Source organism: Bradyrhizobium sp. LB11.1 (genome assembly GCF_040549385.1).
Taxonomy (GTDB): Bacteria; Pseudomonadota; Alphaproteobacteria; order Rhizobiales; family Xanthobacteraceae; genus Bradyrhizobium.
Genome location: NZ_JBEPTH010000023.1, coordinates 56,402 through 69,520 on the forward strand (window position 1 = coordinate 56,402; position 13,119 = coordinate 69,520).

The window sequence follows — 13,119 nt, forward strand, 5'->3', positions numbered from 1 at the left end:
GAAGCAAATAACTTAAGGATGAACTGATGGCGAAGAACTTCGCATCCACCGGCGATCTCTCCGAGAAGAAGATCACCTTCTCCGAGATCGGCACCGATCTCTACGCCTTCACCGCGGAGGGTGATCCGAACACCGCGATTATCGTCGGTGACGACGGCTGTCTCGTGTTCGACGCGCAGTCGACGCCGGCGATGGCCAACAAGGTGATCGAGCGCGTGCGCACCGTCACCGACAAGCCGATCAAATATGTCGTGCTGTCGCATTATCACGCCGTGCGCGTGCTCGGCGCCTCCGCCTACAAGGCGCAAGGCATCGTGGCCTCGCAGGAGACTTATCGCCTGATCGAGGAACGCGGCCAGCAGGATTGGGATTCCGAATACGGCCGTTTTCCCCGCCTGTTCCAGGATGCCGAGAGCATTCCCGGCCTGACCTGGCCGACACTGACTTTCGAAGGCGAGATGTCGATCTATCTCGGCAAGCGCGAAGTGCGCCTGATGCAGCTTGGCGCCGGCCATACCTCGGGCGACATCGTCGCGTGGGTGCCGGATGCCGAAGTCATGTTCTCCGGCGACCTCATCGAGTATCACTCGGCCTGCTATTGCGGTGATGCGCATCTGCGCGAATGGCCGCTGACGCTGAACGAGATCCGCAATTTCAATCCCAAGGCGATAGCGCCGGGCCGTGGCGATGCGCTGAAGGGCACAGCCACGGTGCGCGAAGCCATCGCGATGACGCGTGACTTCGTCACCTCGCTCTATGGTGCCGCCGAAGTCTCGGTCGCCAAAGGGCGCACGCTGAAGGAATCGATGGCCGCGACGCGCGAGGTGATGGATCCGAAATTCCACAGCTTCGCCATCTACGAGCATTGCCTGCCCTTCAACGTGTCGCGCGCCTATGACGAGGCGTCGGGGATCGACGACCCCGTGATCTGGACCGACAAGCGCGACCAGGAAATGTGGGCCGCCTTGCAAGGAGGAGGATAGTCATGAATATCAACACCTCGTCCGACCAGATCGTCCGAAGCTCGGCCCAGGTGACGCCGGGCTACATGTCCGGCTTCGGCAACAGTTTTGAGACGGAGGCGCTGCCAGGTGCGCTGCCGATCGGGCGCAATTCGCCGCAGCGCTGCGCTTACGGGCTCTATGCCGAGCAGCTTTCGGGCTCGCCCTTCACTGCGCCACGCGGCACAAATGAGCGCTCCTGGCTCTATCGCATCCGTCCCTCAGTGAAGCATTCCGGTCGTTTCGAGAAGGCCGATGGCGGTCTATGGCGCTCGGCGCCGTGCCATGAATATGATCTCCCCATCGCGCAGCTGCGTTGGGACCCGGCGCCGATCCCGAAGGAGGACACGACATTCCTTGGGGGTGTGCAGACCATGACGACCGCTGGTGACGTCAACACGCAGGCCGGCATGGCTGCGCACATCTACCTCATCACCAAGTCGATGGTGGACCAGCATTTTTATAATGCCGACGGCGAGATGATGTTCGTGCTCCAGCAGGGCAATCTGCGCCTCGTCACCGAGTTCGGCCGCATCGACGCCGAGCCTGGCGAGATCGTGGTGATCCCGCGTGGCGTGAAATTCCGGGTCGAGATTCCGAACGGGCCGGCGCGCGGCTATCTCTGCGAAAACTATGGCGGCGCCTTCACGCTGCCGGAGCGCGGGCCGATCGGCGCCAACTGTCTTGCGAACGCGCGGGACTTCCTGACGCCGGTCGCGCATTACGAGGACAAGGACACCCCAACCGAGTTGTTCGTGAAATGGGGCGGTTCGTTGTTCAAGACCACGTTGCCGCATTCGCCGATCGACGTCGTCGCATGGCACGGTAATTACGCGCCTTACAAATACGACCTGCGCACGTTCTCGCCGGTCGGCGCGATCGGCTTCGATCATCCAGATCCCTCGATCTTCACGGTGCTGACCTCGCCGTCGGAGACGGCGGGTACCGCGAATATCGATTTCGTGATCTTCCCCGAGCGCTGGATGGTTGCCGAAAATACTTTCCGTCCGCCATGGTATCACATGAACATCATGAGCGAGTTCATGGGCCTGATCTACGGCGTCTATGATGCCAAGCCGCAAGGTTTTGTGCCCGGAGGCATCTCGCTGCACAATTGCATGCTGCCGCACGGGCCCGACCGCGACGCCTTCGAGCACGCCAGCAACGGCGAGCTGAAGCCGGTGAAGCTCACGGGCACCATGGCCTTCATGTTCGAGACCCGCTACCCGCAGCGCGTCACCGCGCATGCCGCAAATGCATCGACGCTGCAGGACGATTACGCGGATTGCTGGAAGGGGCTGGAGAAGCGGTTCGATCCCAACCGGCCGTGAGGCCTTTTACCCTCTCCCCTTGTGGGAGAGGGTGGCTCGCCGCGCAGCGGCGAGACGGGTGAGGGGTCTCTCTCCGCGAGTGAACCCCTGACATTCGGACTCGCCGATAGATACCCCTCATCCGGCGCTTCGCGCCACCTTCTCCCGCAAGGGGAGAAGGAAGAAAGGACCGGGCCCAAAGTGACAACCCACCCCAACGACCCCAGCCTCCGCTCCTTCATCGAGGTCGATCCCGCGTCCGATTTCCCGATCCAGAACCTGCCCTATGGTGTGTTCTCGACCGCGGCCAATCCGACGCCGCGGGTCGGCGTCGCAATCGGCAATTACGTGCTCGATCTCCGGGAGCTCGAGCAGGATTCGCGGCTTGATGTCGGACCGCTCGGTGTGTTCTCCGGGCCCTCGCTCAATGCGTTCATGACGTTGGGACCGAAGGTCTGGACCAGGACGCGGGCGCGGATCAGCGAGCTCTTGCGTCACGATCATCCGGAGCTGCGGGACAACGAGGAGCTGCGCAAGCAGGCGCTGGTGCCGATGCGCGAAGCAAAGCTGCATCTGCCGTTCGCGGTCTCCGGCTATACCGATTTCTATTCGTCCAGGGAGCACGCCACCAATGTCGGCGTCATGTTCCGTGGCAAGGACAACGCGCTGCAGCCGAACTGGCTGCACATGCCGATCGCCTATAACGGCCGCGCCTCGACCGTCGTGGTGTCCGGCACCAAGGTGAAGCGTCCACGCGGGCAGCTGAAGCCGCCGAATGTCGAGGTGCCGAGCTTTGGGCCATGCAAGCGGCTCGATTTTGAGCTGGAGATGGGTGTCGTGATCGGCCAGCCTTCGCCGATGGGCGGCATGCTGACCGAGCAGCAGGCCGAGGAGATGATCTTCGGCTTCGTGCTGCTCAACGACTGGAGCGCGCGCGACATCCAGCAATGGGAATATGTGCCGCTCGGCCCGTTCCTCGCGAAAGCGTTCGCGACCTCGATCAGCCCGTGGGTGGTGACGCGCGAGGCGCTGGAGCCGTTCCGCCTGAAGGGGCCGGCGCAGGAGCCGGTGCCGCTGGATTATCTCAGGCAGGGCAAGCAGCAGAATTACGATCTGGAGCTCGACGTTTCCTTGCGCGCGACAGGCGCCAACGCGACCGCCGGCATCAGCCGGACCAACTTCAAATACATGTACTGGTCGTCAGTGCAGCAGTTGATGCATCACGCTTCCTCTGGCTGCGCGATGAATGTCGGTGATCTGCTCGGCAGCGGCACCATCTCCGGTCCGGAGAAGAACCAGCGCGGCAGTCTTCTGGAGATCAGCTGGAACGGAACCGAGCCGGTGGAATTGCCCGGTGGCGTCAAGCGCTCGTTCCTGGAGGACGGCGACAGCCTCGTGATGCGCGGCTGGTGCCAGGGCAACGGCTATCGCGTCGGGTTCGGCGAGGTCGAGGGGACGATCTTGGCGGCGGAGTGAGCCGCGCTAATACAAGGGTGGGCAAAGCGGAGGGTGCCCACCACAAGCAGATGGTGGGCACGGCGCTGACGCGCCTTTGCCCACCCTACGAGACCTATCGTTTCTCCGGCGGCACTTCCCTGACCCTCGCGCAATGCGCCGCGACATCCTCCACGCTGTACTTCAAATGCACCCGCTTGTCGGACGGTGCCTGCTTGGTCGTGCACACGCCCGGCCGCCATTCCTGCGTCGGACGGATCGGGCGCGGGGCAAAGCCGCCGCCGCAGTTCGGGCAGACGTTGGAGAGCTTTGTCTCGACGCAATCCGCACAGAACGTGCATTCATAGGAGCAGATCCGCGCCTCCGTTGCATCAGGCGGCAGGTCGCGGTCGCAGTATTCGCAGTTCGGTCGAAGCTGGAGGGCCATGGTTGAATCTCCGCAAGCTGGCCGGGATCATCGCAGATCGCGCGACCAACGCGAACGGCGTAGTTCCCTCGATTTCAGCCAGCCCTCAAATCCTTCAGAGGCAGCCGAGAGCTTTCCTTCAGTCTATCCAGCACGATCGAAGAACGTACATGCGCCACGCTCTGGTGCGGCATCAGCACGTCGTTGACGAGATTGGAGAGCCCCTTGAGGTCACGCAGCACGGCCTTGAGCACGTAGTCGGCATCGCCGGTCAGCGAATACGCCTCCTGGATCTCGTCGATGCGGTTGACCAGCGTGCGAAAGCGTTTGGAATTATCCGGCGAGTGGGTCGCAAGCCCCACCTGGATGAAGGCGATCACGCCGAAGCCGAGCGCCTCGCTGGAGAGATCGGCGTGATAGCCCGCGATCACCTTCTCCTCCTCCAGCCGCATCCGCCGCCGCGAGCATTGCGAGGCTGACAGCCCCGCAAGATCCGCTAGCTCCTGGTTGGTGAGGCGGCCGTCGTCCTGGAGCGCGCCCAGGATCTTGAGGTCAAACGCGTCTACCGAAATCATGCGTCCTCCGTCCAATTCATGCACAAATTGTGCATAGAATAGCGAAACCACGTCCCGTTTGCACGCTCCTTGCGCGCGAAATGAAGGATAGTTCAAAGCAGCAGCAATTTGGGAGAGACCCATGGGTCCGTTTCCGCACGACGCACCGCCGGCCACGATCACCGCCGACAATCCGATGGGCACCGACGGGTTCGAGTTCGTCGAATACGCCCATCCGAATCCGCAAGAGCTGCACGATCTGTTCAAGCTTATGGGCTACGCGCCCGTCGCGCGCCACAAGACCAAGAGGATCACGGTCTATCGCCAGGGCGATATCAATTATCTCGTCAACGAGGAGCCGGGCACTCACGGTTACGACTTCGTCGCCGCGCACGGCCCCTGCGCGCCGTCGATGGCGTTCCGCGTGGTCGATGCGAAGGCGGCCTATGACCGCGCGATTTCGCTCGGCGCCGAGCCCGCCGATGTATCATCCAACCAGAGAACACTCGATGTGCCCGCGATCAAGGGCATCGGCGGCAGCCTGCTCTATTTCGTCGACCGCTACGGCGCCAAGGGCTCGGCCTATGATGCCGAGTTCGAATGGCTCGGCGCGCGCGATCCGCAGCCCGTTGGTGCCGGCCTGTTCTATCTCGACCATCTGACCCACAACGTCCATCGCGGCCGCATGGACGTCTGGACCGGCTTCTACGAAAAACTATTCAACTTCCGCCAAATCCGCTTCTTCGACATCGAGGGCCGCGCCTCCGGCCTGTTCTCGCGCGCGCTGACGAGTCCCGACGGCAAAATCCGGATTCCGATCAACGAGGACGCGGGCGATTCCGGCCAGATCGAGGAGTATCTGAACATCTATCGCGGCGAGGGCATCCAGCACATTGCCTGCGGCTGCCGAGACATCCATCGTACTATCGAAGGCCTGCGTGAGGCTGGTCTCCCGTTTATGCCGTCGCCGCCCGAGACCTATTTCGAGCGGATCGATGCGCGCCTGCCCAAGCATGGCGAGGACGTCGCACGGCTTCAGAAGAACGGCATCCTGATCGACGGCGAAGGCGTGGTCGATGGCGGCCAGACCAAGGTGCTGCTGCAGATATTCTCGGCCAACGCGATCGGCCCGATCTTCTTCGAGTTCATCCAGCGCAAGGGCGACGACGGCTTTGGCGAAGGCAATTTCAAGGCCCTGTTCGAGTCGATCGAGGAGGATCAGATCCGGCGCGGAGTGTTGAAGGTGGAGACAGCGGCGTAGGGACGCCGCCGTCTCGCACACTGCCGTAGGGTGGGCAAAGCGTAAGCGTGCCCACCACTCTTCTATTATAGCGGCCAGATGGTGGGCATCGCGCTTTGCGCCTTTGCCCACCCTTGCTACAGATTCGTGCGGCGTGGTTACTTCGCCGCTTTCCACGCAGTCGTCACTGCACCGATCTCCGCGCCTTCCGGCTCGCGAACTGCCGACGGCGTACGCGAGAAGCGCGGCGCGGGCGCGGGCTGTTTTACGCCGTGGCGCTCGATGAAGACGTCGCGGGCGACCATGTGCGGATGCTCGGTCGCTTCCGACATGGTCAGCACCGGCGCGAAGCAGATGTCGCTGCCTTCCATGATCTTGCACCAGTCCTCGCGCGTCCTGCCCTTGAACACGGCCTTCAGCTTCTCCTTCAGCGCGGGCCACGCCTTGGGGTCCATCTGCGCGTCGAAATCGGCGTCGGTCAGGCCTGCGTGCTCGCGCAGCAGCGCGTAGAACTGCGGCTCGATCGAGCCGATCGAAACGAAATGACCGCAGGCGCATTCATAGACGCCGTAGAAGTGAGCGCCGCCATCGAGGAAGTTCCGGTTGCGGCCCTCGGTCCAGCGACCGAGCGTTTTCATGTCGAAGAAGAACGACATCAGCGATGCCGCGCCGTCGCACATCGCGGCGTCGACCACCTGGCCCTTGCCGGATTTCTGCGCGTCCAGCAGGGCTGCGAGCACGCCGACGACGAGATAGAGCGCGCCGCCGCCGAAATCGCCGACGAGATTGAGCGGCGGCACCGGCGCTTCCTTGGTGCCGATCGCGGCCAGTGCGCCGGTGATCGAGATGTAGTTGATGTCATGGCCGGCGGCGTTGGCGAGCGGACCTTCCTGGCCCCAGCCGGTCATGCGGCCATAGACGAGCTTCGGATTGCGTGCGAGCACGACATCGGGGCCGAGGCCGAGCCGTTCCATCACGCCGGGCCGAAAACCTTCGACCAGTGCGTCGGCGCTGGCGAGCAGGTCGAGCACCTGTGCGATCGCCGCCTTGTCCTTGAGATCGAGCTCGATCACCTTCCGGCCGCGGCCCGCAACCGACTTCATGCTTTTCTTCGCGCCGACGCGGTCGAGCGTGACGACATCGGCGCCCATGTCGGCCAGCATCATGCAGGCGAACGGGCCTGGACCGATGCCGGCGAATTCGACGACGCGGAAGCCCGCGAGCGGACCGGAGGTGCGGACGGAAGTATTCTGGGCGGGTTTGTCGAGCACGTGTTGTTTCCTCGGGTCGCGGGCGGATGCCGATGGTTCGGCAAGCGCCTCGGACATTCCTCTCTGGGGGCGAGTTAATCGGCTGATTAACTTTTCTCGCCTTCACGCCAGCGAGGCAAGCGCTTTTCATGCATGGGCGCATAATAAAAAACGGCGCGCATTGCTGCGCGCCGCGGAAGATTTGTGTTGAGGCGCTAAAGCGCGATCGTCAGCCGGCCGCTGTCACCGCGCGCTGAGCCATGACCTTGATCAGGTTTGCCCGGTACTCCGCGGTGCCGTGGATGTCGGCGAGCAAATTGCTCGCCGAAATGTTCACGCTGTCGAGCGCTGACGGCGACCAGTTCGCCTTCAGAGCGACCTCGATCGCGCCCACCCGCATCACGCCGCTCTGCGAAGCGCCGGTCGCGGCGACACGGATCTCGCCCGACTTCGTCTGGGCGACGAATACAGCGGTGAGCGCGAAGCGCGACGCCGGATGCCGCATCTTGGCGTAGCCCGCTTTCGCTGGAACCGGGAACGATACGGCGGTGATGATCTCGCCGTCTTCAAGCGCCGTCGCGAACAGGCCCTGGAAGAAGTCCTCCGCCGAGATCGACCGCTTGTTGGTCTTCACGGTGGCGCCCAGCGCCAGCAGCACCGCCGGGTAATCCGCGGCCGGATCGTTGTTGGCGATCGAGCCGCCGATGGTGCCGCGATAGCGCACGGCGGGATCGCCGAGCATCGAGGTGAGATGGGCGATCGCGGGGATCGCCTTCTTCACGTCGGCATTCTGCATGATGTCGAAATAGGTCGTGCCGGCCTTGATGGTCAGCACGTCGCCCGAGAGCTCGACGCCCTGCAACTCCTTGATCTTGCCAAGGTCGATCACATCCGAGGGGCTGGCGAGCCGCTGCTTCATCACCGGCAGCAACGTCTGGCCGCCAGCGAGAAATTTCGCCTCGCTGCTTTTGCCGAACAGACTGGCGGCTTCGTCGACCGAGGAAGCACGATGATAAATTGTCTGGTACATCTTCGTTCCTCCCTCTTAGGACGCGTGGATCGTGCGCCACACCCGATCCGGGGTTGCGGGCATTTCCAGATTGTTGTTGCCGATCGCATCCGTGATCGCGTTGATCACGGCCGCAGAAGCGCCGATCGCGCCGGCCTCACCGCAACCCTTGATACCGAGCGGATTGCCCGGGCACAGCGTCGTTGTGTGGGAGAGGTTGAACGAGGGCAAATCGTCGGCGCGCGGCATGGAGTAGTCCATGAACGAGGCCGTGACGGGTTGGCCGTTGGCATCGTAGATGGCGTGCTCGAGCAGCGCCTGCCCGATGCCCTGGGCAAGGCCGCCATGGACCTGACCCTCGACGATCATCGGATTGATCAGCCGGCCGAAATCGTCGGCCGCGACGAAGTTGACGAAAGAGGTCTTGCCGGTGCCGGGATCGACCTCGAGCTCGCAGATATAGGCGCCGGCCGGGAAGGTGAAGTTGGTCGGGTCATAGAAGGCGCTTTCCTTCAGGCCCGGCTCCATCCCGTCAGGCAGGTTGTGCGCGGTGTAGGCTGCGAGCGCGACCATCGGCAGCGCGATCGCCTTGTCGGTGCCCGTCACCTTGAACTCGCCGTTCTCGATGACGATGTCGGCCTCTGAGGCTTCCAGCGCATGCGCAGCGATCTTCTTGGCCTTGGATTCCATTTTCTCCATCGCCTTCAGGATTGCGGTGAGGCCGACGGCCGCAGAGCGCGAGCCGTAGGTGCCCATGCCGAACTGCACCTTGTCGGTGTCGCCGTGGACGATCGAGACCTGGCTGATGGGAATGCCAAGGCGCTCCGCGACGAGCTGGCAGAACGTGGTCTCGTGGCCCTGGCCGTGGCTGTGCGAGCCCGTCAGGATCTCGATGGTACCCACAGGGTTGACGCGCACCTCGGCAGATTCCCAGAGGCCGACGCCGGCGCCCAGGCTGCCGACGGCCTTCGACGGCGCGATGCCGCAGGCCTCGATGTAGCAGGAGACGCCGATGCCGCGCAGCTTGCCTTCCGTCTTCGCCTTGGCCTTGCGCCCGGCAAAGCCGGCATAGTCGATCGCCTTCATCGCCGCATCGAGCGATGCATTAAAGTCGCCCGTGTCATAAGCCATGATCACCGGCGTCTGGTGCGGGAACTGGGTGATGAAGTTGGACCGGCGCAGTTGGGCCGGATCGACCTTCAATTGCCGCGCCGCCGTCTCCATGAGACGTTCGATCAGGTAGCTGGCTTCGGGGCGGCCCGCGCCGCGATAGGCGTCGACCGGCGTGGTGTTGGTGTAGACACCGACCACCTCGGCATGGATCGCCGGGATGTTGTACTGGCCCGACAGCAGCGTCGCGTAAAGATAGGTCGGCACCGACGACGAGAACAGTGACATGTAGGCGCCGAAATTGGCGTAGGTCTTCACCTTCAGGCCGGTGATCTTGTTGTTGGCGTCGAACGCCATCTCGGCATGGGTCACATGGTCGCGGCCATGCGCGTCGGTGAGGAAGGCCTCGGTGCGGTCGCCGGTCCACTTCACCGGACGGCCGATCTTCTTGGACGCCCAGAGCGCCACCATCTCCTCGGGATAGATGAAGATTTTCGAGCCAAAGCCGCCGCCGACGTCGGGGGCGATTACGCGCAGCTTATGCTCGGGCGCGATATTGTAGAACGCAGATAGCACCAGGCGGGCGACGTGCGGGTTCTGCGACGTCGTATAAAGCGTGAAGTGCTCCTCCGCCGCGTCGTAATCGGCGATCGCCGCGCGCGGCTCCATCGCGTTCGGCGCGAGGCGGTTGTTGGTGACGTCGAGCTTCACGACATTGGCGGCCTTGGCGAAGGCGGCATCGGCCGCGGCCTCGTCGCCGATCACCCAATCATAGACCTGGTTGCCCGGGGCTTCGGGATGGAGCTGCGGCGCGCCGGCCTTGATCGCGGCGTGGACGTCGGCGACCGCGGGAAGTTCCTCGTAATCGACCACGACAGCTTCCGCCGCATCGCGCGCGAGATTTTTGGTATCTGCGATAACGACCGCGACGGCCTGACCGACGAAGCGCACAGTCTCCGGCGCCATCGCCGGCCACGCGCCCATCTTCATCGGGCTGCCGTCCTTGGAGGTAATGGCCCAGCCGCAGATGAGATTACCGACCTTGTCGTCGACGATCTCCTGTCCGGTGAGGACTGCGACGACGCCCGGCATCTTCAGCGCAGCGGAAGAATCGATCTTCTTCACCTTGGCGTGCGCGTGCGGGGTGCGGATGAAATGGGCATGGGTCATGCCCAGCAATTTGATGTCGTCGACGTAACGGCCCTTGCCGGTAATGAAACGCTTGTCTTCCTTGCGCACGACGCGCGCGCCGATGCCTTCAACACCCATGTCTGGTCCTCCCGACCGGAATTGTTTTGACTGCGCCTTCCCTCGAAAGCAGCAGCGGTGGTTCTTATTCGAGGCGAGCCGCTTTACTCGGCCGCCTGCGAGACCTTCATGCGTCCGGCTGCATCCAGCACGGCTTTGACGATGTTGTGGTAGCCGGTGCAGCGGCAGATATTGCCTTCCAGCTCGTGACGGACCGTGGTCTCATCGAGCTGGCCGCCGTAACGGTGCACGATGTCGATCGCCGACATGATCATGCCCGGGGTGCAATAGCCGCACTGGAGGCCGTGATTGTCGCGGAAGGCAGCCTGCATCGGATGCAGCTCGTCGCCCTTGGCGATGCCCTCGATGGTGGTGACGTTGGCGCCGTCGGCCTGGCCGGCCAGCATAGTGCAGGACTTCACAGCCTTGCCGTCCATATGCACGACGCAGGCGCCGCACTGGCTGGTGTCGCAGCCGACATGGGTTCCGGTGAGGTTGAGGTGCTCGCGAAGGAGCTGGACCAGCAGCGTGCGGTCCTCGACGTCGACAGCAACGGCCTTGCCGTTCACCGTCAGTTTGACTGTAGACACAGAAAGCACCTCCCGGGATTGATTTTGATTGTTTCTAATTAGAGACAGCGCCCCCGGACTTTGCAACTGGGATTTTGGTCGCCCCGATCATGGAAAAGTCATTTGATTCAGACGGGCGGGCAATGATTGCGGAGCGTGCCGGGGGGCTCCGGACGGTTCGGCAGGCCCGGGTGGGATGCCAGTGGTCTCCCAGTCGGTCGGCCTTTGGCCCATGACGCCTGGGATTGGATTGGCGTGACGAATTTACCGCCCTTTATCCATTGTGCCCTAGTTTTGCGCATCCGGGTCCGGGGGCGGGGCGCCTCTCGATCGCGGCTGAAGAGAGTAAATGGGGGTTGGGAATGTCCAGGCGTACCGTATCGCCGTCTAAGCGCAGCTTATTTCCGACCCTCCGGTTCCGCGCCAAGATCATCCTCGGCTTTGCCGCGGTGCTGGTGATCTCCGCCGGCAGCATGGCTTTCGCCTATTTCGGCTTCGAGCGGGTCTCGTCCGGCGTCGGGTCCTATCGCAGCAGCGTCTCGGAGGCCGATCTCGCCCGCAATATCGACCGCGAGCTGCTCGCCTATCGCTCGGCCGTCAAATATTTCGTCGTCACCGGCAAGGAAGATGACGCCAAGGCGGCGCTCGATGCTGAGGCCAGCCTGAAGAGCGCCATCGACCAGGCCGTCAAGAGCGCCAAGACACCGGCGCGGCAGGATAGTCTCGACAAGCTCGCCAAGGAGTTTTCGAATTTCTCCGCGACCTTCGCCAAAGTCCTCCAGGCCAAGCGCGACAGCACGCTCCTGGTGCAGAACCAGCTCTCGCGCCAAGCCAATCTGCTGAAGTACAAGCTCGACGATATCGGCAACAACGCCTCCGATTCCGAGGCGCAGGCCATCGATTTCGGCACCAAGCAGGTCAACGCCCAGTTCCAGACCGCAAGCGCGGCGGCGACCAATTTCGTGCTGACGTCCGATCAGGCGATCGCGACCAGTGCGCTGGCGCGGCTGAAATTCGTCGAGAACTCGCTCGGCGCGGTCTATTCCATGGACGACAAGATCGTCACCGGCCTGAAAGAGGCCAAGACGATCCTCGTTGCCTATCGCGAAGCGCTTGAGAAGCTGATCGCCAACGCCAAGATGGTCGACGAGCTCGTCACCGAGATGAGTGGCTCGGCGGGCGCGATCCTTCAGGGCGCCTCCGCAATGAAGGCGGATCTGATCGCCGAACAGCAGCGGCTGGATTCGGAATCGGCAGCGACCATCGGGAAAACCGAGCAACTGGTGCTGATGTTCGCCGTCGGCGGCACGCTGCTCGGCGCGGTCCTCGCCTTCCTGCTCGGGACCGGCATGTCGCGTCCTATGATCGCAATGTGCAAGGCGATGCGCGAGCTGGCCTCGGGCAATTTCGACGTCGTGCTGCCGGGCCTTGGCCGCAAGGACGAGATCGGCGAGATGGCCGGCGCGGTCGAGGAGTTCAAGGTTCAGGCCGTCGCCAAGGCGGAGCGCGATGCCGCGGCCGGCGAAGCCCAGAACAAGGAGCAGGCCGCCACTCGCCGCGGCGAGCTGATCCGCTTTGCCGATGATTTCGAGACCGCCGTCGGCGCCATCGTGTCGAACGTCTCGGCCTCCGCCGTGCAGCTTGAATCGTCGGCCTCCACGCTGACGCGCACCGCCGAGACCACGCAGAGTCTGTCAAGCCAGGTCGCTGGCGTCTCCGAGCAGGCCTCCAGCAACATGCAGTCGGTGGCAACCGCAACGGAAGAGCTGTCGGCCTCGGTCGAGGAGATCGGTCGCCAGGTCCGCGACTCCAGCCGTATCGCCGAAGCCGCCGTGGTGCAGGCCAAGGAAACCGACGGCCGTATCGGCAAGCTGTCGCATGCAGCCCAGCAGATCGGCGAAGTCGTCAAGCTGATCACCGCGATTGCCGAGCAGACCAACCTTCTGGCGCTGAACGCCACCATCGAG

Annotated in this window: 11 protein-coding genes; 5 read left to right on the forward strand and 6 right to left on the reverse strand. The window is 63.3% G+C overall.

Annotated elements, in window-relative coordinates:
- Nucleotides 1-26 precede the first annotated feature (26 nt).
- From ABIA96_RS34205 to fahA, 3 genes are all read left to right on the forward strand, one after another.
- The gene (locus tag ABIA96_RS34205) at nucleotides 27-983 is read left to right on the forward strand and encodes an MBL fold metallo-hydrolase (RefSeq protein ID WP_354141321.1); all 957 of its coding nucleotides are present in this window, start codon (nucleotides 27-29) and stop codon (nucleotides 981-983) included.
- 2 nt (nucleotides 984-985) lie between these two features.
- A complete protein-coding gene (gene hmgA / locus ABIA96_RS34210; protein ID WP_354141322.1) occupies nucleotides 986-2,332 on the forward strand; it encodes a homogentisate 1,2-dioxygenase in 1,347 nt (448 codons plus the stop codon).
- A gap of 180 nt (nucleotides 2,333-2,512) precedes the next feature.
- Nucleotides 2,513-3,787, forward strand: coding sequence for a fumarylacetoacetase (gene fahA / locus ABIA96_RS34215; RefSeq protein ID WP_354141323.1), 1,275 nt, complete (start codon nucleotides 2,513-2,515; stop codon nucleotides 3,785-3,787).
- Nucleotides 3,788-3,881: 94 nt separating this feature from the next.
- Here the strand turns inward: fahA and ABIA96_RS34220 are convergent, their stop codons facing one another.
- Nucleotides 3,882-4,193, reverse strand: coding sequence for a DUF1272 domain-containing protein (locus tag ABIA96_RS34220; protein ID WP_354141324.1), 312 nt, complete (start codon nucleotides 4,191-4,193; stop codon nucleotides 3,882-3,884).
- Nucleotides 4,194-4,267: 74 nt separating this feature from the next.
- Nucleotides 4,268-4,747: an Lrp/AsnC family transcriptional regulator gene (locus tag ABIA96_RS34225; protein ID WP_354141325.1), complete on the reverse strand. Its 480-nt coding sequence runs from the start codon at nucleotides 4,745-4,747 to the stop codon at nucleotides 4,268-4,270.
- Nucleotides 4,748-4,868: 121 nt separating this feature from the next.
- On the opposite strand from ABIA96_RS34225, the gene hppD reads away from it, so the two are divergent.
- Nucleotides 4,869-5,987, forward strand: a complete 1,119-nt coding sequence (gene hppD, locus ABIA96_RS34230) for a 4-hydroxyphenylpyruvate dioxygenase (protein WP_354141326.1) — start codon at nucleotides 4,869-4,871, stop codon at nucleotides 5,985-5,987.
- Nucleotides 5,988-6,124: 137 nt separating this feature from the next.
- Here hppD and ABIA96_RS34235 read toward each other — a convergent pair whose 3' ends face one another.
- From ABIA96_RS34235 to ABIA96_RS34250, 4 genes are all read right to left on the reverse strand, one after another.
- Nucleotides 6,125-7,237, reverse strand: coding sequence for a CaiB/BaiF CoA transferase family protein (locus ABIA96_RS34235; protein WP_354141327.1), 1,113 nt, complete (start codon nucleotides 7,235-7,237; stop codon nucleotides 6,125-6,127).
- Between the two features lie 208 nt (nucleotides 7,238-7,445).
- Nucleotides 7,446-8,246: an FAD binding domain-containing protein gene (locus ABIA96_RS34240; RefSeq protein WP_354141328.1), complete on the reverse strand. Its 801-nt coding sequence runs from the start codon at nucleotides 8,244-8,246 to the stop codon at nucleotides 7,446-7,448.
- A 15-nt stretch (nucleotides 8,247-8,261) separates the two neighbouring features.
- Nucleotides 8,262-10,604 carry a xanthine dehydrogenase family protein molybdopterin-binding subunit gene (locus tag ABIA96_RS34245; RefSeq protein WP_354141329.1) on the reverse strand — a complete coding sequence of 781 codons (2,343 nt, stop codon included), beginning with the start codon at nucleotides 10,602-10,604 and terminating at the stop codon, nucleotides 8,262-8,264.
- 83 nt (nucleotides 10,605-10,687) lie between these two features.
- Entirely contained in the window at nucleotides 10,688-11,173 is a 486-nt protein-coding gene (locus ABIA96_RS34250) for a (2Fe-2S)-binding protein (protein WP_354141330.1), read from the reverse strand.
- Nucleotides 11,174-11,514: 341 nt separating this feature from the next.
- Between ABIA96_RS34250 and ABIA96_RS34255 the strand changes: the two genes are divergently transcribed.
- Nucleotides 11,515-13,119: methyl-accepting chemotaxis protein (locus ABIA96_RS34255; protein WP_354141331.1), on the forward strand; the 1,605-nt coding region annotated here is incomplete at its 3' end.